The following is a 19136-nucleotide window of genomic DNA, read 5'->3' as shown; positions in this document are numbered from 1 at the left end:
TCCCTAGTTTTTAAATAGTACCGGTGTGTAGTTGAGCTGTAGATAAGCGAAATGAGCGATTTCATCCGCTGATCCTCGTTGTTTCAGTGCTCGCATACTCTCACTAGCAAAGAAATGCGCGTACCCCAGGCCAATATTTAAAGACTTGTAGGGTGTGTAATCAAGAAAAAAATCTGCTTCATAGCCTAAGTGTTTGTCATTAAGAATCGTTCCGTTCTCTAAGTCCCCAATACTTTCTTGTGTGGAAAAAGAGTGTAATTGGAGTCTGGTGCGCCACTTTTTTGATGCCTGATAAGAAAACTTGACAAAATAGTCTTCCAATCCCCCGGGTACGTTGAATCCTGCTGCATAAAACATGTCTTGTACGCCAAAGTACCGGTGACGTCTGGCATAAAGAGGTATGAAGGTGTTGGTTTCAAGATAGGAAGGGTCCTGTAGGTTTTCGGCGCTTGTGCCGGACAAAAGGTCAAAGCCTGGGGTGATACTAAAACCTGTGGAAATGGGAATGTTTAAATTCAATGAAGCCATGTGAGCAGCAACTTTGAGGTCGGATTGGTTTCGCCCTCGCTGGATATAGTAACTTCCTGTGAGCTTCATTTTGCCAATTTTTTGAACACCATATATGCCAATAGTCCTGAAGCGATTGATCGACGTGTCGGCCAACTGTTGGCCAAGGTCTAGAAAAAGCATCGAGAGTTCTGTGGACTTAAAGTGCTTATTCAACCAAAGCATTCCCATATTTTTATAGGTTCCATTTACTTCATAAAGGTCCTGAAACAGTACTTCTCTTTCATTATTTACCGCGCCGGCCAAATGGACAGTCAAGGTTGAATCCGTACTTTTCCATTCCAATAGGCCTGCGTCATGGGATCTAGCGGGCAATCTCCAGGTGCTGTTGCTCAGGATCTTTAAGTCATCGTATTCGAACTCCTGTCTTCCAATCTTAATGGTGAGTCGATCTGCAAGGTTCAATTTTATCCATGCCTGATACAAATTGATGGTCGATTCCCGCGTATTTAATCCTTGTTGGCCCCAGGTTCGGATATCCTGAAAGGAAATGAAAGACGATGTTATTTTCTGGTCATTGAAGGATATGTTGAGTCTTGTGCGTTGGGTGGTTAAGAATACGCCCTGTTCATTTTGTTCACTTAATGTTGTGTAACCATCCCGATACTCAGATCTGGGCCGGAATTCCAGGTCCATTTGGAATTGGGCTTTCGCAGCGAATAGTGGAAAAAGTACAGAGAATAGCAAAATGCTTCGGCGCATAGTAATTGAGTTAATTCAGGGATTGATTGGGGAATTTCTCAAAATCAAGTCGCGCAAAAATAGTATGTCGATGATGAATGGCTTGTTGTTTGGTTTTCAGCAGGAATTTATTTGGTTTCGACCTTACAAATTCGGTTCTAGCCGAATAACCAATTGGGGAAACGCCTTAATTTCTATCTTTAGATTATCCAGCTGATTCCTCCGTAAATTTTTCCGATGTTTGGAGGCGTATCAAAAACCTATTTGAAGCTAATTCATGAATCTACGATTAAAAATCGCACTGTTAATTGGTAGCCTGCTGGTAGTGGCGGTACTCAGCATTAGTCTGGTAGCTATCTTCAGTATTCAGGCCAAGAGCACTGAAGATATCAAGTCCTTTCGGGAAGAAGAGGTTTTAAAGGCGAGACTCAGACTAAAAAGTGTAGTGGATTTGGCATATGGAATAGTGGAACAAGCAAATCAACAGCCGAACTCAGAGGAGGCAATTGAGGAGGCGCTCAGCTTACTTTCCCAAATTCGATTTGACGGAACGGAAGGCTATTTCTGGATTACTGATACCCAACTACCTTTTCCTACAATGATCATGCATGCGGCTAAGCCGGAAAATAAGGGCAAAGTCATGAGCGATGAAAAGTATAATGTGGTTAAAGACAAGGAAGGAAAAAATCTATATCAGGAGCGGGTTGAGCGGTCATTGAAGCATGGTGATGCTTTTGTGGATTACTTGATGGTAAAACCTGAGGAAGATAAAATATATAGTAAACTGTCTTACTCTAAATTATTTGAGCCGCTAGATTGGGTAATTTCCTCTGGAATCTACACGGACTCCATTGATGAGTCTGTACTAAAAAAGCAACAAGCAGTAGAAGAACAACTTTTAGGAATTTTTTATACAGTCATGGGCATTGCTTTAGCATTGCTCCTGATCGGTTTATATGTGGGTTGGTACTTCAGTAATCAAATTGTATTGGCAATCAATAAGGTTGGTGTCAAACTGACGTCAATGGCGGCAGGAAAAATTGTCAGTAAAGAAACTGTCAAACGCAAGGACGAACTTGGGGATATGATCAGCTCATTGAATGTTCTGGTTGATAGCTCGGCAAACTATGTTCGTTTTGCTCAAAACATCAGTCAGGGAAATTTAAATATCGATTTTAGTGCCATTGGTGCTGAAGATGTAATAGGAAATGAATTCATTACCCTCAGCAATAATCTTAAATTAATTCTGGAAGAAACTGATTTCGCGTTGCAAGAAGCCAGTGTCGAAGGAAAACTTGATACGCGGATTAAACTGGAAGGTAAATTTGGCGTATGGCGAGAATTGAGTGAATCCATTAATAACTTGCTTCAGTCCATTGCAGACCCATTGGTGCGGGTAAACAGTATGGTAATTTCGATGAAATCGGGGGATCTTTCTCAGCGATTTGATGGTGATGAACGTGGAGATATCAGAGGGCTGATGGATAGTTTCAACAGTGCGCTAGATCAGCTCAATGTACTCTTGTCGGAGATTATTGTCAATGCCGATTCTGTACAGGAATCTGCCACCGAGATGATGGTATCAGGAGATGAAATGAGCAGAAGTACTTCGGAGATTGCCTCAGCTACTGGACAGATAAGCAGTGGTGCTCAATCTCAGGTGAGTAACATCGACGATGTGTCCCATCTTATTGAAGAAATATTGGGATCCTCAGATAGCATGAAAGAGAAAGCGAAGATCATCAATGAGTCCGCCGTACTTGGTGCAGAAAAAGGGCAAAAAGGTGAGGAAATGACGCAGGAGCTCATGAATAATATTTTGGAGATCAGGACTTATGCCGATAAAACACATCGATCGATAGACGTGTTGCAAGCAAGGTCTGGTGAGATCAGTCAGGTGCTCGGTTTGATTACGGAGATTGCCGCCCAAACCAATCTGTTGGCGCTGAATGCAGCTATTGAAGCTGCTCAGGCAGGTGATGCGGGTCGTGGCTTTGCAGTAGTAGCAGACGAAATCCGTAAGCTGGCGGAGGATTCCAGAAAATCGGCGGTGAAGATTGAGCAACTCATTGCCGATGTTCAAAGTGATACGCAGGAAACCGCTCGCACCATGGATCAAATGAATGAACGCGTCATATCTGGCACATCGGTTTCTGAAGAAGCTTCCGTCATTTTCAAGGAAATCAAGTCTTCTTCGTCCCATACGTTAGGGCTATGCGAAGAAATTGTAGCCGCAACGAGCAAGCAATTGGGTAGTATCCAGGAAGTGATTGGAATAACTGAGGGTGTAGTTGTTATTTCGGAGCAAACTGCGGCCGGCACGGAAGAGGTAGCCAGCTCCGCATCAGAATTGGCAGCCGGCATGGATAATTACAAACAAAAATCCAAAAAGCTTTCTGCGATTGCTAGTTCATTGAAGCATGAAGTTTCCAAGTTTAACCTCAGTTCAAATGACACTGACGCTTTTGTGAAGGAATGAACCCGGACAGGGATCAGACCAACTAGCCTTTTCTACAAAAACCTCTTCGAAAAATAGGCTGCTGACGAATTCTTCCAGTCCATTTCAGCCGTGAGAGTTAAGTAGAAGTCAATGCGCAGGAGAAGGTGAGGTGGGTGCCGGAGTGAATTCAATTGAATTATAGTCGAAACATGTTAACAGGGATGAAGAGGTATTTGGCAGTTACTTAAAGCATATGGCTGTGATGATTTTTTCATATATTTCAGAAAGTTATGATCATCAGTGCAGCACCGTTCACTTTCGCAACAACGCAAAGAGAGGAAGATAAATTAGTTTATTTAATTCCAATCAAATTCGATTTACAGACGAAGGATGAGATTTCACTGGATGGGTGCGTACTCCAGGAATATAAAAACCTCACATTAGATAAGGATTTCAAATACAAACAAGGCCAGATCTACCTGTGTGATGAGAAGCAAACTCCAATTGGAAAAAATGAGAGCATTCGACTGAAAAAGGGGATTAAACCTCTTTATCTGGCAGTTATTACCAAACAAAAATCAGTTGAAAATTCTCAACTATCAACCAGATTTACTTTATGGTTTAACAACCTGACCGGATCAATTAAAGTTGACCTTGAAATCAAGTTTAGTACCAATGAAGAGGGTGATTTATTGAGCGTCGATTCACTGACGGTAAGTCAGAATGGAAGAAAGGCTGTCTTTAGCTTCATGTTATTCATCACTTTCGCAGCTTTATTGACGAATTGGGCTTTGAGGCTTGGGAACGTTCAGTTCATGTTGATTGACCCTGAAAAGATCAATTATGCCATTGGGGCGATTGTGTCCTGGTTGGGACTACAACCATCGTTGGTTAAGCTTATCTTTTCAAAGCCTTCTTACATGGTCAATTTCATGAAAATACCCCAGCTTTATTTGACCCCAAGTGTATTTACGATATTGAATAAGAAGGTGACCAACTATATTCTTATGGTCGTTTTACCAGGAGCGGTATGGTTGCTTTCTGCTTACTTTACACCACATGAATTAGAGAAGTTACCTGACTCCTGCCATTGTCAGTATTATTTCCAAACGAAAGATGACCTTCATCTTGTAGAGCAACGTGAAAAAATTCAAATTCTAAATTCAGATCTGGATAAAGTCAAAATTTCATTTAAGGATTTGGATGTAAAGGAGATCGATACCTTGTCATTTAGTTTTGGTTCACTGACAAACCCTAATTTAAAAAGCAACTTTTTGACGCAATTGGGTCTGCGTGAATACCGCGTAAAGCCTGCATATGTGACTTATGATGTTATTCATGAAGGGGGTAGCGAATTAAAACCTATTGATTTTAAACGCCCTGATTTGGACTATTCTGTTGTGCAAAGTGTTAAAGCGTATGTCACTGGAAAACATAGTGACATCACAATCAATGATTCCGGGAGTGTCATTACAGTTGCATCCGAGCTAAAACCTAAGATTCAGTTACGGGATTTTAATACCATTTTCCATGAGGTTACTCGTGCCCTCGATTCCGAGGGGAATGGAGCTGAAAATTATGTGAAAAAATATTTCCTTGCGAAGATTGAGGACTACTCGTTGGAAGATGAGGTGATTTTTGAAGCCTATAAATCTCTTGTGAAGATTCATTTAGATCCCTTGCAAGGGAAGGGCGAACAAACGAAGGCAAATAAATTTGAAATAATGAGGCCCATTGTCGAGGTTTTAATTGAAAAATCTTCCCTCGAGACGAAAAAAAGGATCATAGGCGAGCTGCTTACCATCTTTAAAGAGAATTATTACAATAAAATCAAGGGTGAAACAAATAAATTTTACTACCGGCTTCAAGTCGGTTTATTGGTATATGCAGATGCCAAATTTCCAGCTTTAAGGAGTCAAGTGGAAAGCGGCATCCATGACGTCATAAAAAATACTGGGCGAATTTGGTACAAAATATATTTGGAGGAAATTGCTGACCAAGGGAGTGAGATATCTGAAGACAGAAAGTCATTCTTTTCTTCTATTGGCGTGTTTAGGCTAATTAAAAGGAGTGAATTTGAAACCATACGGAACAATCAGAATAGTCGCGAGTCAGTGAAGCAATTCATCGATGACTACATAAGTCTGAATTCCGTTAGATAGATAGATTCGGTTCTTTAAGTGATTGCATTTTAGCTAGTCTAGATAGGTCTTAATGCTTATCGCACATGTCCTTGGATCATCCTGCATCAGAAAGTGACTGGTACCTTGAATATAGGCTGTAGTAACTCCCCAGAGTTTTTGTGTATCGCTAAAAACATTACTTCACGAGACAACTTTAGTTTCTCCGATGGTGTCCCACTTACCATTCAGGAATGGTGGAATGTGCAATTTGGTGCTACAGCAAACTATACGGTCACAAAAGCAGATTTTCTTGAGGCACATTCGAGACTTCCTTATTCACCTTTAATCTGAACGGTTCGCAGCGCTTCAATTTGCATTGGAAGATCAATTTTGAAGTATCGGGATGGTATCAGTCGGGAATGATATTTGGTATTGCAGAAGTGGGGGATTTTGGGTCAATAGACCTGGGACTGGAGAGAGAGTTTGGTAGCCATAAATTAAGAGTATCCTACACAGATATTTTGCAGACATTACGGCTACAACAATTGGCATTTTGTGTCAGGCTTCAGAAATTATTAAATGGACTGACGTGGATGGTATCATGAATGCTAATCCCTCGCAGTATGATTATAGCAGTTCCTTGCTAGAGATATCATTAGAAGAACTTATAGACTTATCTGAAATCAGTGAAGGGATATTGGTTCATCCGGATGCCTTGAGGCCCTTGTTGAGAGAAGAAATTCCGCTTAGGACTAAGAATACTTTCAACTTGTCATTTGACCGAATATCGGTATTAAAGGGGCTAAACACAGAGTCTGGGAATATTATCGCGAAATTGGACGGATATCAATTAGTAAGATACTCCTCACATATGCAAATGGCCTCTCCGAAAGACCTGAAAAGACCCCTGGTATTTGTGGATTCTTTTGAACGGCAGTCGGTTTTTGGCAATTCACCGCTCGGATAGTTTAAGTTTTTTGGCGTGCTCGGAGTGTCAATTCGATTTAGTCAAGGAAAATTTGACTTTAATAATGATCATCGGTACTACAATGGATGATTTTGGCTACAAGAATTTGCTGGATCTATTGAGGAATGAAGGTGATGCGGTATATACTGCATATCATGAGAAACGATTCATAAACTTGTTGGTCTCAACGGAAAGGTCAAGGAAAGTTATGGACTTACTGTTGTCGACATCATTGGTATGCTGAGAGAGAGACCAGGTCTCAAAGTGGTCAGAATGCCTTATGGCATGATGAGAGATGCTAGTTCCTTTTCCAATGATTGTTTTTAGAAATCGAAATTAGATTATTCGATGCTACACATAAACACGATTCATCACAATCGTGTTTTTTCATTTAAACATAATGGCCTTCTCTCAAAGTTGATTCCCAGGTTCGCTGTTCGTTTCCGAGAAGTACTTGCCTCGCCATGTTTCAAATCAACCTTTCTACAAGTGGCCAAGTCAATTAAGATCAGTTTCTTATTTCAAAATAAGCAATAAGTCAAAGTGAATTGATAGCTATTTCCCTTTAAAATACTAATTGATAAAAAGTGTAATTTAGTTTTTTCTGAATGGTTTGCTATACGAAATGTCACTCATTTCGCATTTCATGCTAATAATCGCCATAAAAGTCACTGAAAATGTGGAAATCGGAACATGACGCGATTCTCGAATCTATATTAGAATAGTACAATGAATTTTTTACTGTCGTACTATTCTATTTTGAAACTACTTTTTTCATAAGTTGATTTATGAAATGGAGTCGGATTGTTGGCAAATAGCTTTTAAATAAAAAAGCACTTACAAGGTTAATGCTCGTAAGTGCTTCATTATTAATGTGAAGAAGATCGGATTCGATCGGGGACGCCTAGTTGGGGGCGCCTAGTCGCAGACGGCCAGTTCGACAACCTCTTGACTGGTATAGTCAAGCGTTAACAAAAAAAAGCACTCACATTGCTGCAAGTGCTTTCTGATTCTGTGGAGAAGATCGGATTCGAACCGACGACCTCTTGACTGCCAGTCAATCCTAATCAGTTTCATTCAAATTTAAACTGCCCTATACGCCGTTTTTAGGGGGATTCTTGCTTAAATTAGACTGAATAGAACTGAATAAAACTCAAAAAAGCACGCCGAAAGCACGCCGAAAATCATTGAAAGGAAGTCTATGGCTAAAGTAAAAGTCACATTAGATAAACGTGAGGACCACAAACATAAGGATGGAAGATGTCCTATTGTGTTACGTATATCTCACAAAAGGAAGGTTCGTGATATTCCTTATGACTTGTATGTCTTTGAGAAAGACTTTGATCCATTGACTAGAAAAGTAATAGGAATTGAAAATGCTGTACGTCATTCAAAACGGGTTCAGAAGTCTTTCAGTGAAATTGACCTTTGGCTTGATGAGAATAAGGCAGATATAAAGCTTTGGGATATTGGCAAGCTTAAGGATGAGATCGAGCGTAAATTCTTTAAGAAACAATCCGCTCTTCATGTGTTGGAGCATGGAGCAGACTTATTCAACCGCTTTCGCTTACGTAAAAAATATTCAACAATTGCATCCTATGAGAGTGCTTTAAAAGTTCTGATTAAGTTCAACATGAAAAATGCCAGGAAGCCGGATAATGTCATTATCAAATCTCTTTATAGCTGGGATGATAAAAATGGATACCAGGTATTGGATGAATACAAAGCTTTCGACATGCCAATTAAGGCCGTGACAAAAGACTATGCGAAGAAGCTTCATGCTTATCTGAGTGGGAAGCTGGCAAAGAACTCCGTGAATATTCATCTTCGGTCTTTACAATCAATCATAAGCGACGCTGAGGATTCCTTTGATGAACTTAAAGGACATAAGCCTTTTGCGGGAATAAAGAAGACAAGCGTTGAAAATAAGCCAGTAGTACTAACATTTGAAGAAATCAATCAAATCCGCAGCTTAAAGTCGGAGTTTAACGAGAACAGCTTTAAGTTTCATGCCATCAACTATTTTCTGTTCATGTTCAATAATATGGGTATGAACTTTATGGATTTATCATTGGCTAGAGTAGATTGGTTCGACGGCAAGCGTTTCAATTACAGGCGCAAGAAAACTGAAGAAGAAGGCGATGATTTCTCAATACTTCAAAATGAAGAGAATTTGGAAATTATCAACTATTACCAACAAGGTAAAAAGCGTAGCGATTACTTATTCCCAATAATACCAGAAGACACACCGGAAGAGCGCATTTTTCTTGTGAAGAAGGATAAGTCCAAACTTTTCAATAAACACTTCACGGATATTGCGACGATGTTAGAGATAGATAAGAATATTACTACTTATACAGCACGCGACACCTGGACAAACATTGGCTTATCCATGGGTATTGATATTCGTAAAATATCCAAAGGCCTCGGCCACTCACGCGTGGAAGTTACTGAGAAACACTATGAGCAAAGTATGCAATTTAAATTGCTTGACGAGATGAACGCATGGATAACAGGAGGGCGAGAATTATAACAACTATTGTTATTTATCGTTATTTTCATGTATAATAGTAGAATACAAGGAGAATAGCATGAATGTGTCACTCAACCCTCATTTTGAAGACTTTGTTTCTAAGCAACTAGAAGGTGGTCGGTACAATAACGCAAGTGAGGTTATCAGAGCAGGTCTTCGATTATTGGAAGAACAGGAATTGAAGGTTCAAGAATTGCGTCGAGAAATTGACAAAGGTTATAAAGGCGAACCCGTGGAATTTAGTGCCCAAGAAATCAAAGAAATGGGCCGTTCTCTCAAATCGTAGGATGGCAAGATGCCAAAAGTTGAATTAAGTATTCAGGCCCGAAATGATCTTGCTTCAGTTTGGTATTATATTTCTGAGCAAAGCAGTGATCACGTCGCGGATAAATTTATCGATAGCTTAAGCGAGGTATGTCAGAAAATTGCTAACATGCCTACGATTGGTAGACCTCAAGATTTTCTTAGAAAGGGTTTACGAAAACACAGCTTTAAGCGCTATTCAATTTACTATGACATTGCGGACAACAATCATATAGTCATCAGGCGTTTTTGGCATCAAAGCCGAGATTTAGAAAATATGAATATCTCTGAATAGCCTATTTCGTCTTTGGCGACGGTGGGGGTGTTTTTCCAGGTCTCGTAGGATTGTTTCCTCTGCCTTTTCCTGACTCATTTCCTGTTGTTGAAGGGCCATTTTCGGGTCTTGGTCGTGCCATAATTGAGAGATCTTTAATTCTATCAATAAGTTACATATAATTTTTCAAACAAACCATTAATTGAAAATAAACTCACGGGGGTTCGGTGAATATCGAGCAAGCAAAATCTATTCGATTAGATGAGGTACTTACAAGGCAAGGATTCGAGCCACTTGACGTGAAAAAAGGTGGAACGGAGTTTTGGTATATTTCTCCATTTCGTCAGGAACGTACGCCTTCATTTTCTGTTGACCTTAATCGAAACCTTTGGTGTGACTTTGGAGAGGTTGGTGGAGCCGAACAGAAATGTGCTGGTGGAAATGTAATCGCGTACGTTATGCGCTTTTACCACACTGATGTTAGTGGCGCACTAGAACAATTAAAAACTCTTTTTCAAGGTAATATCTCTCAAAAAGAGTCATCAAGAAATCGATCTATCAAGAAGAAAGGTAACCCCATGAAGTTACAGCTTGTAAAGTCTATTGAGCTCCCTGCCCTTCACAACTTTTTGAATGAAAGAAAGATACCATTTAGCCTGGCACAGAAATATCTTAAACAAGTTCATTATAAACATGAAGAAACCTTCACAACTGGCTATGCACTCGGCATGCGAAACGATGAGGATGGCTATGAAATCCGAAACAAATATTTCAAAGGCTTGATTGGCAAGCGCGGGATCACCTTCGTTAAGGGAAGCAATTCAAATGGCAATCTGCAAATGATTGAAGGCCATTATGATTTTCTGTCTTTGCTGGCAATTTATCAAAAGGAAAAACCCCAATCAGATGCAATTATTTTAAACGGCGCAACGATGATCAACGAAGCCGTACGTCTTATGAAAGCCAACGATTACCAAAAGGTACAAACATGGTTTGATAATGATCTTGGAGGACGGCAGGCTCTTGATAAATTGACCGGCGAGTTCCAGAAGGCCTCAATTTCTATCAAGCCACAAAATCATAAGTATAAAGGCTTCAATGACATAAATGAAATGCATCGAGCCTTATCGATGCCAGAGATTTCGGAACGGTTTGGTCTTTAAAAAAGTCATGGGCTTTTGGAATGAACTGCCGCTTGCGGATCATGCTGATGGTCATCTTTTTTTGGCTAGCAATGAGAGGGTCAAATTCGGTTCATAGAGTGAAACCCGTTAAGTACAGTGGCCGTTAAAAACACCAGAGTAGCAAGATACGTTTTTGCTATGCAGAAAACATCTTGCCAAGGGGGTTGAACCCCCGTTGGATCCCCCAGAAAAGGCGCAATAAACGCCGTAAAATTTTTCCGAAAATAGCATTTATGGCTCGCCCTAAAAAACATACTTCAGAAAAATTGAGTAAGAGCTTACCACCAGTTCGCTGCACAGAAACGGATTATGAATCCATAATTTCCCGAGCAGAAGAAGCTGGTTTGTCTCTTACTGAGTATGTCCGCCAAATGGCTTTGGCGGGACAAATTGTCGTGCGCAAAAGCAGTGCTGACTTTAGCCTTTTAGAAGAGCTTCGGTATAGCGGGAACAATCTAAACCAGCTTACCAAACGCTTTCATACAAATGGGGTCGAACCGCAGGAATTGCGCAAGGCACTTGATGCTCATGATCAATTATTAAGAAAGGTAATGGGAGTCCTATGATACCAAGGATTGCTCAGCGCGGAGCCAGCTTTAAAGGGGCTGGACAATATTACCTCCATGATAAAGGCCAAGACACAAATGAACGTGTCGCTTGGACATTAACCCATAATGTTCCGACCGATGATCCTGAACTTGCCATGAAATGGATGGCTTATACGGCAATGAACAGTGATATGCTAAAGCAGCAAGCTGGCGTTCCAATGTCTGGTCGTAAAAGCATGAACAAGCCTGTTTACTCATTTTCAATCGCTTGGCAACCTGAACAAAATCCGGAGCCAAATCATATGCAAGAACTGGCTTTTGATGCCTTGGATTTATTAGGGCTAAAAGATCATGAAGCCGTAATGGTTGCACATCAAGACACCGCTCATCCTCATGTGCATGTCATAACTAATCTTGTTCATCCCCAGACTGGTAAAACAATGCGACCACAAAATGATCGACTGCGCTTTAGCACTTGGGCTGAGGAGTATGAAAAGAGTCATGGTAAAATTTACTGCGAAGAGCGTGTGATTAATAATGAGAAGCGCAAGCAAGGTCAAAAAACCAAGCACCGCGAAACCAGAATAGACCAATCACTCATTATACAAAATCTCTATAATCAAGCAGATAGCAGCAAGGCTTTTCAGGCCGCATTGCTGCAAGAAGGACTTACTCTATGCAAAGGAGACAGGCGTGGTTTTGTACTGGTTGATGAACAAGGTAAGATTTCAAGCCTTTCACGCCAGTTGAAGGGGCAGCGCGCAAAAGATATCAAAGAGCGTTTAGCAGACTTGCAGGATTTGCCTAACGGTCAAACCATCTCTGATCAACGACAGGTTTTTGATCGTGATCAGTATGAAACTGATCGTCAAAAAGCGATTGTTGATGGCGCGTTAGAAGCAGAAGTAAATAGGAGAGAGGAAAATCAGGAGACGACAGAACCTAAGAAGAAGGAAGTCACCAATCGCAATATTGAAAGCCTTGAAAAAGATCAGGATTTTCAAAATCGACTGGATAAACTAAAGCAAAAACTAGAACAGAAGGAAAATTCACAGTCTAGAAAAAATTTCGCTGATGAACTTGATGCTATACGCGAAAAAGAGGATAAGTCGCAACAAACTCAATTCAGGAAAGAACGTGAGTTGCGAGAACATTACAAGCGCGAGGAATATGCTGCGAAAATTGCGGAACTTCGAAAAGCACTCGAAAACTCTTTAGAAAAAGGTGAGAGGCAGCGACTCCAGAGCGAATTAAATAGTCTTCAAAATACCTTGGCAGACATTGATAATCGAATGCTTGAACAAGGAGTGAGTCCTAATGATCCGATGACAAGCTTTGATCAACAGACACCCGCAACACAACCTGAAAACAAGCTAGGAGAGAAGCCTTCACCCGATGAGACCAAGAAGAAGTTGAGGAAAGACTTTTATAAGAAAACTTTGGATGACCTGAACCGGGAAGGTCAACAGAAAGATAAAGACCAAGATTTAGATTTGGAGCTTTAATGTATTGCGGTGCTTTGATCACCGTTTGTAAGTTCAATGGCTCTATTTGCCCCTCTTATAGTTCTGGTATGCATATGAGCGGCCTTCACCGGATTGCCATCACCGAGCTTTCCAATAAGCCGATAAATACTGGTCAATTCTCTTAATTCCTCATCTGTCCAAAACCCCGATTGATCTATCCCTCTTATTTCGTCAAGCGTTTGAAAATAAAGCTTTAGTTGTTTCAATTGTTCGTCATTTAGTTGATCGTCATTCATCTTTTAGGCCTGCGTTTCGTATAAGTAATAAGATCATTGTAACATGATTTTTCATTTATGGCGATAAGTAAGGAAGCGCTTGAAGATTTGAATTCGGCGTTTAAAGAAGAGCTTCAAAAAATACGAAAGAGAGAAGAGCATCAACGTAAGGAGGCTTTTAAAAAAATGGAATTTGTTGATTCTCCAACCTTGGAAGAAGATCGCTCTTCAGTGTATCAGGATCTTCTAAAAAAACAGGAGAAGAACATTGAAGACAAAGCCAAAAGATTAGAAGCCAAAATGTTTGAAGATTACGGCGGTAGTTATAAAGCCGGAATCAAACATTTTTCAACTGCTCATGAGATAAATTCAGGTGAAGCTTCCGGCGAATTTAACGATGGCGCTCAACCAACGGCAGAACAGACTAAAGAACAAGAACGAGCTGCATTCTTTAGTAAGACATTGAATGAATTTAACAGCACCTCAAAAGACAAAAGCCGTGACAGGGATCACGGCTTTGATAGAGACTAGGTTTGAAAAAAATTAAAACTCGTAATGCCCGATAAGACCTGTTATTGGGTTTAGTTCCCTCACTCGTTTATAACCCACACGCTCAAGTCTCAACGGTAGTCCGTCAACAGGAAAAACGAGCATTCTATTTCTGTTTTTTGCCAGATATGTCATTACTTCCTGAGCGGTCATAAGTGGTAATTTTTTCTCAAAATCCTTGCCGTTATTTTTTACTTTTTCAATGCGATTTCCAAGTAATGACGAAATATAATTTGCCGTTTCCAAGTCATGAACCCCGAAGAATTCAAGTGTACTATTCGCGATGAATGAATTCCATCTTTTCGGATAGTTATGGATAAGCTGACCCAAGTTTTGAATAGCCATTATGAGCTTAATCTTATCCCCCATCAGGGTACTGATGCCATCGCTTATCGATTTAATATTTTGGAGCCTCGCGAATTCATCGAGAATAAACAATGTATCCGATTTAACCACGGCTCGACTCCTTAAAAGAGCCATTCCTAAATTTGTAATGGTTCGGAACCACCGCATTTGCCCTGCTTCACTCATCATATTTTCTGGTAACACAACATAGAGCGTGTCGATGAAGCCATTTGATCCAATTTCAGAAAATCTAAAGCTGTTATCTCCTACAAGGTGTTTTTTCATTGAAGGATCACTAATCCACTTTAAGCTCCGAGCAACAGTACTTAATACTGAGCCTTTTTCCTTATCCCCCATACCTTGGAGCCTGATGGCTGCTTCAGCTGGAAGTCCTCCCGCACTTTCAGTGTCCATCAACATCTTGACCAGCAATTCATTGAAGCGCTCAATCCGTGCTACCCCTATTTCATTATCAAAACCATTCAGCAACTCTGTTATATAAACCAGGTTTTGATTTTGCTTTGATACGTTACCCAGTACAAAAGCAATAACGCCCTCGATTACAAACTGCGCGATTTCCTGAAAATGAACATTCTCACCCTTTTCTGGTAAAACGCACCCTTCAGATATTGCAGAAAGCATTTCCCGGACTCTCGGGCTCTCTATATCGATTTCGGATAACAAATTGTAGTTCCAGGAAGGCAAATCTGTTTCATGAAAAGGGTCGAAAACAAAGCATCTGCCATTTTCGAAGTGCTTTATTGCTTTTCCTTTCAATCCCCACTGATTAAGCCAATTTTTTGAACTTCTTCGATAGAAAGTTTGCTTTGATAATTCACCTCGCAAATCAAAAACGATGGCGGGTGTGTCCACCATCAATAAATTGTTGTAGAGAAATGACACGCTTTTACCGCTTCGGGCACTTGCACAAACGAGATGATGAGAGTTTTCTCTGTCACCAATTAAGCGCATTCCAGGATCGTCTTGCCAAAGGTTGCGCCCTAAAAGGATGGATTTTGTCCTGAAACCCTCTTTCGAGAGCCAATTAAGATGTTTGATTTCTTTTTTATCAAAACTGCGAACACCTGCATAATCGCCACCAGCACCTTTACCATCAACAAACCACTGTCTGAAAAACTTGTTTTCTTTAATTCGATCAATTTGAAAGATGTAGGCGACCGGAAAAACGGCAATAAAAAAACCTATGCCCCCATTGAGGGCATAGGTCTTTAATGTATGTGTCAAATTCTCGTAGCAGAATTGCGTTTCAGCCAAATTGTAAATCAGCTGGCCAATTTCTCTCGCGAAAGAGTAAGCGATAACGCCGATGATGAGCCATAATATGACACTTAGGTACCATCGACTGGAAAAAGCCCACTGTTTCAGAAAGAGTAAGCAATGTAGGAATAAGACACTCCAAAAAGCTAAAATTACTGCGTCCACAGCCATTTGCTCGCTTGATGTCTCTTGATTCATAGTAATTAGAAATGCAACACCAAGCCATAAAAATGCAGGGATCAAAGCCATCAATCCCACTTTCAACATTCGTATCGTCAGTGAATGTTTCATCTGTAAAATCAATTAAGGTGTTAGAATAATTAGAATTGAAGAAAAGAGAGACTAGGACTTGGCTGAGCATTCGATAAGTCCTAGTCAAAAGGTTCTTAGAGTTCTTCTTTTAAAACCAAACCGTCACAATTGAAAACCAGCCCGTTTGATTTTGTAATATCACTGATTCTCATCTTCGACATTTTCAGGAACCGACCACTGGGTTTGTGGAAGAAGCGTTGCTCGATTTGATTATGATTCATGTTGATAGTTTTACCAGATTTATTCATGAAATAGATGTAAATCTCATCTCCGTAAGCACTTAATTCCTTTCCTATCCAGCCAACTCTATATGTCCATGAGTTATAAAGCTCCTTAAAAGCCCACACATTGGGACTAACCTGGTATCTGATTATTACTTTAAACGTACAGGTCAATACTTCTTCGGGAATGGAAATATGAATATTTCTGGCGAACATAGAACTATGATTTACCTCAGGCCTTTTATAATCATCTGATAGTCTATCCCGCCATCTTTGTATTGCTGTTAGTCCGTCGAATGGAGTGGAGGTTACCACAGAGTTTACCTTTTGAAGTTTTATCTCATAGTAAGGTGTAGTTCTTTTTGCGTTATACGAAATCTTGGAAGTCTTATCCAAGACCTTCTTCCATGTGATATTCTGATTAGAACTAAAAACCTCGGAATAGCAGGCATTCAAAAAGGAATTGGTAAATACTGCACCTACTGGATAAGCATACGAAACTGTGCCTCGTTCAGAAGACGTTACTGTTATTTCACCTTTATATCCTAAGAATAGCTCCTTGAGATTCTGACTAGCAGCGCTGTTCAAATTTCCCGGAGATGTGTGATAAACAGCCGCTTTTGCCATTCCACTACCTGGTAAAAAGCTATTACAAGCATCGCTGACAACCAATGATAGGTGATGTTTGCGCGCTGAAATCGCTTTTTGGATGGCTTCAAGTTCCAATGCATCGCTCCATCCTCCAAGCAAGAACATTGGGAATTTACTTCGAGGTGATGCGTGCCCATGACCATTATAGATTACAATGATGATCGACTGATCATCCAATGGCAAACTATTGATTTTCGCCATAACGGACTTTCGAGTATAGACAGCATTTCCAGCCGAACGCTTGAAAACTGTGATCTCAACGTCGTATCCAGTTGCTTGACCTACTTTGTATACCCAACCTGTCCAGTTCTTAATATCAACCCTTACTGCTTGGCCGATATTTTTGTCCTGATCATCTCCGATAATTATTCCGTAGACCGTCTGAGCCCGAAGGCTTGCCACGATAGCGATTAATAACACTATCGTTAAAAAGGGCTTCATTCCCGCACGAACAAACTTCCGGCTGTTTTCTGCGCTAGGCCATAAGCGTTTGAGGGTGAAACCAAACAGTGTAATTCTCTTCATATATAAATGTTTTAAATCTTAAAAATCCAAATCTGCCTAATACACTCAGGTAATAAAAATTGCACTATTTAGTGATTTGAATAAGGGAGAATAACTTCCAAAATGAGGAAACTGGTCTTTTGAATTTTCCTAAAGCCGCAACTCTCCAGCAGTTCAATTTCTCAATTGAGGGAAATAAATTACTGAGTTAGGGGAAATAACCAGATTGAGCTATTACTTTCGTCGGATATTTCTTAGATGCCGGATTTGTTAAAGAATTGTTAAGGTTTCATCTTTTCAATTGAGAAGAGAATTTGGCTAAAAAACTTGAATACAGAATATATGGTTATCAATACGGAGAACGGTATACTCCAAAAACTTCTTGATCGACATAATGGTGACGTAAAGGAATTGGAATCAGAACTTGAGAAGATACTCCCATTCACTGGATATTCTGACAAATACAAGTTGGAGGAAGAGTTAGATCGCTCGCAGAATGAGCATAAGGGAGATATTCTTGAAAAATCTAGTGCTGCTCTAAAGCCTTACAATCTATGGGTTGTATTTTTCGAATACATATACGGCATTAAAGCGGAGGAATTTGGCATCAAAGAGGATAACCCTTTGCTGTCTGAACTGAAGAATGTGAGAGGTCAGAAAAGTACATCAACCATCTTGTCACTCAGAGATTTTGGAAATGAGAATAAGGAAACTTTACAACAGAAATATGAACAGGCAATTTTAGATTATCTGGATAAACTAGATGATTCATTACATGTTTATGACTACTTAGAGAGGCATAGATATGAATTGGAGGATTATTTTGACTCGCAGATAAGTAATGATGCTTACATGAAAGTTCATAAAAAGGGCTACAACGAGATTGAAAAAAAGATCTTCCCGTTAGATCTTTCCGGTGAGCCAAAAGCACGATACAAACGATATTTGGCATTGCCTTTTAAGCATGAGTTCATTCCAAGTAAAAAAGACGTTGAAAGCCTCAAATTTGAGATATTGAGCTGCTTGTCTTTACCTCTTTTCCAACACATTTGTAACTGCTTTAAGCAAGCGCCGAAAATCGGGTATAGCTACACAGATTATGGATTTTATATGCTCAATTACCCAACGAGGATATACCATTATGCTTTACTAAACAGAACAGAGCACTTTCTTCTTGAGCAGTACAGTTATGATTCTGACGGAGTTTGTAAACCTGATATTCTTCATGTGGGAGCGAATTCAAAGGCCCATCAACAAAGAATAAAGGTTTACAGAGATGATTTTGTCAGACTTAGAGGAAAGGAAAAGCCAAAGTTTGATTTGATAAACGTTCTTGACAACCTGGAAAAGCTTGTAGAAAAGATGACTTCAAAAATCAACAATCCAGATAGACATACCACAAGTAAAGTCGTAGAGAAATGGAAAAACCAACGTAATGTTTACCAAGAGATGAAAGCTTATATTCTCTCTCTAAACCTAGATCCTGAGCTGCTTTACCTGACTACCAACTGAAACATGATAGAGGACGTCTTTCTTCAAATAATCTAGTATTATAATCCTCTAATTCTCTTATAGCTTTTTCCTTCATTTTTCTGACTTTTTCAGGGTCCTTTGTCTTATCCTCTTTAGCAGAAAGAGCGAAAGCCCCTGGCATAGTTGCAAGTTCAAGGAAGTTTTCAAATGTTTTTCCTCTGTCCATTATATCCTCTAAGCTCTCAATAACGCGAATATATGCTTCATCGTAGTAAAATTCTTTGCCCTCAACTTCTTCGGCAATTTGCCAAGCATGGCGTACAAGATGTTTCATCATTATAAGATGGCGTTCAGCCTCTAAAAAATCGTATTGTAGTTTTGACATATCATGTCTCCCATAAATTTTGATATTTTGATTTGAGGGTTCTAGCACTCTCACGTA

General features: G+C 39.9%; 16 protein-coding genes. 11 read left to right on the top strand and 5 right to left on the bottom strand.

All coding sequences use genetic code 11. The features are described from left to right. Nucleotides 1-3 precede the first annotated feature (3 nt). On the bottom strand, nt 4-1269 hold the full coding sequence (locus tag R8G66_26165) for an alginate export family protein (protein MDW3195887.1): 1266 nt from the start codon (nt 1267-1269) through the stop codon (nt 4-6). A 256-nt stretch (nt 1270-1525) separates the two neighbouring features. On the opposite strand from R8G66_26165, the gene R8G66_26160 reads away from it, so the two are divergent. The 9 genes from R8G66_26160 (at nt 1526) to R8G66_26120 (ending at nt 13125) form a co-directional block, all read left to right on the top strand. Beyond that, nucleotides 1526-3727 (top strand): methyl-accepting chemotaxis protein, encoded by a 2202-nt coding sequence (locus R8G66_26160; GenBank protein MDW3195886.1) that lies wholly within the window; start codon nt 1526-1528, stop codon nt 3725-3727. An 893-nt stretch (nt 3728-4620) separates the two neighbouring features. Beyond that, nucleotides 4621-5850 (top strand): hypothetical protein, encoded by a 1230-nt coding sequence (locus R8G66_26155; protein ID MDW3195885.1) that lies wholly within the window; start codon nt 4621-4623, stop codon nt 5848-5850. A 457-nt stretch (nt 5851-6307) separates the two neighbouring features. Then, nucleotides 6308-6778, top strand: coding sequence for a hypothetical protein (locus R8G66_26150; GenBank protein ID MDW3195884.1), 471 nt, complete (start codon nt 6308-6310; stop codon nt 6776-6778). Between the two features lie 1201 nt (nt 6779-7979). Next, nucleotides 7980-9311: a hypothetical protein gene (locus tag R8G66_26145; GenBank protein MDW3195883.1), complete on the top strand. Its 1332-nt coding sequence runs from the start codon at nt 7980-7982 to the stop codon at nt 9309-9311. Between the two features lie 58 nt (nt 9312-9369). Beyond that, nucleotides 9370-9597 carry a type II toxin-antitoxin system ParD family antitoxin gene (locus tag R8G66_26140; protein MDW3195882.1) on the top strand — a complete coding sequence of 76 codons (228 nt, stop codon included), beginning with the start codon at nt 9370-9372 and terminating at the stop codon, nt 9595-9597. 9 nt (nt 9598-9606) lie between these two features. Further along, the gene (locus R8G66_26135) at nt 9607-9909 is read left to right on the top strand and encodes a type II toxin-antitoxin system RelE/ParE family toxin (GenBank protein MDW3195881.1); all 303 of its coding nucleotides are present in this window, start codon (nt 9607-9609) and stop codon (nt 9907-9909) included. Between the two features lie 206 nt (nt 9910-10115). Beyond that, a complete protein-coding gene (locus R8G66_26130) occupies nt 10116-11051 on the top strand; it encodes a toprim domain-containing protein (protein MDW3195880.1) in 936 nt (311 codons plus the stop codon). 254 nt (nt 11052-11305) lie between these two features. Further along, complete coding sequence (locus R8G66_26125) at nt 11306-11638, top strand: plasmid mobilization relaxosome protein MobC (protein ID MDW3195879.1); 333 nt, start codon at nt 11306-11308, stop codon at nt 11636-11638. Next, nucleotides 11635-13125 (top strand): relaxase/mobilization nuclease domain-containing protein, encoded by a 1491-nt coding sequence (locus tag R8G66_26120; GenBank protein ID MDW3195878.1) that lies wholly within the window; start codon nt 11635-11637, stop codon nt 13123-13125. The genes R8G66_26125 and R8G66_26120 overlap by 4 nt, the downstream gene beginning before the upstream one ends. On the opposite strand, the gene R8G66_26115 is transcribed toward R8G66_26120, so the two are convergent. Further along, a complete protein-coding gene (locus tag R8G66_26115; GenBank protein MDW3195877.1) occupies nt 13122-13382 on the bottom strand; it encodes a hypothetical protein in 261 nt (86 codons plus the stop codon). The two genes, R8G66_26120 and R8G66_26115, sit on opposite strands and share 4 nt — an antisense overlap. A 57-nt stretch (nt 13383-13439) precedes the next feature. On the opposite strand from R8G66_26115, the gene R8G66_26110 reads away from it, so the two are divergent. Beyond that, a complete protein-coding gene (locus tag R8G66_26110; GenBank protein ID MDW3195876.1) occupies nt 13440-13892 on the top strand; it encodes a hypothetical protein in 453 nt (150 codons plus the stop codon). Between the two features lie 12 nt (nt 13893-13904). Here the strand turns inward: R8G66_26110 and R8G66_26105 are convergent, their stop codons facing one another. Together R8G66_26105 and R8G66_26100 are read right to left on the bottom strand one after the other, a co-directional pair. Then, nucleotides 13905-15824, bottom strand: a complete 1920-nt coding sequence (locus R8G66_26105; protein ID MDW3195875.1) for a type IV secretory system conjugative DNA transfer family protein — start codon at nt 15822-15824, stop codon at nt 13905-13907. Nucleotides 15825-15919: 95 nt separating this feature from the next. Continuing rightward, nucleotides 15920-17242 carry a hypothetical protein gene (locus R8G66_26100; protein MDW3195874.1) on the bottom strand — a complete coding sequence of 441 codons (1323 nt, stop codon included), beginning with the start codon at nt 17240-17242 and terminating at the stop codon, nt 15920-15922. Between the two features lie 306 nt (nt 17243-17548). Here R8G66_26100 and R8G66_26095 point away from each other — a divergent pair, with 306 nt between their 5' ends. Next, complete coding sequence (locus tag R8G66_26095) at nt 17549-18733, top strand: hypothetical protein (GenBank protein ID MDW3195873.1); 1185 nt, start codon at nt 17549-17551, stop codon at nt 18731-18733. Here the strand turns inward: R8G66_26095 and R8G66_26090 are convergent. Continuing rightward, nucleotides 18723-19133, bottom strand: coding sequence for a hypothetical protein (locus tag R8G66_26090; GenBank protein ID MDW3195872.1), 411 nt, complete (start codon nt 19131-19133; stop codon nt 18723-18725). The two genes, R8G66_26095 and R8G66_26090, sit on opposite strands and share 11 nt — an antisense overlap. Nucleotides 19134-19136 lie beyond the last annotated feature (3 nt).

Source organism: Cytophagales bacterium (assembly GCA_033344775.1).
Lineage (GTDB): Bacteria > Bacteroidota > Bacteroidia > Cytophagales > Cyclobacteriaceae > JAWPMT01.
The sequence above is the reverse complement of the archived record's forward strand: the minus strand, read 5'-3'. Positions and strand labels throughout refer to the sequence as shown.

Coding starts and splice junctions, on each gene's coding strand:
- R8G66_26155 (MDW3195885.1), top strand. CDS start 4,621: ATGAAAATACCCCAGCTTTATTTGACCCCAAGTGTATTTACGATATTG.
- R8G66_26135 (MDW3195881.1), top strand. CDS start 9,607: ATGCCAAAAGTTGAATTAAGTATTCAGGCCCGAAATGATCTTGCTTCA.
- R8G66_26105 (MDW3195875.1), bottom strand. CDS start 15,824: ATGAAACATTCACTGACGATACGAATGTTGAAAGTGGGATTGATGGCT.
- R8G66_26165 (MDW3195887.1), bottom strand. CDS start 1,269: ATGCGCCGAAGCATTTTGCTATTCTCTGTACTTTTTCCACTATTCGCT.
- R8G66_26140 (MDW3195882.1), top strand. CDS start 9,370: ATGAATGTGTCACTCAACCCTCATTTTGAAGACTTTGTTTCTAAGCAA.
- R8G66_26145 (MDW3195883.1), top strand. CDS start 7,980: ATGGCTAAAGTAAAAGTCACATTAGATAAACGTGAGGACCACAAACAT.
- R8G66_26125 (MDW3195879.1), top strand. CDS start 11,306: ATGGCTCGCCCTAAAAAACATACTTCAGAAAAATTGAGTAAGAGCTTA.
- R8G66_26160 (MDW3195886.1), top strand. CDS start 1,526: ATGAATCTACGATTAAAAATCGCACTGTTAATTGGTAGCCTGCTGGTA.
- R8G66_26100 (MDW3195874.1), bottom strand. CDS start 17,242: ATGAAGAGAATTACACTGTTTGGTTTCACCCTCAAACGCTTATGGCCT.
- R8G66_26115 (MDW3195877.1), bottom strand. CDS start 13,382: ATGAATGACGATCAACTAAATGACGAACAATTGAAACAACTAAAGCTT.
- R8G66_26110 (MDW3195876.1), top strand. CDS start 13,440: ATGGCGATAAGTAAGGAAGCGCTTGAAGATTTGAATTCGGCGTTTAAA.
- R8G66_26120 (MDW3195878.1), top strand. CDS start 11,635: ATGATACCAAGGATTGCTCAGCGCGGAGCCAGCTTTAAAGGGGCTGGA.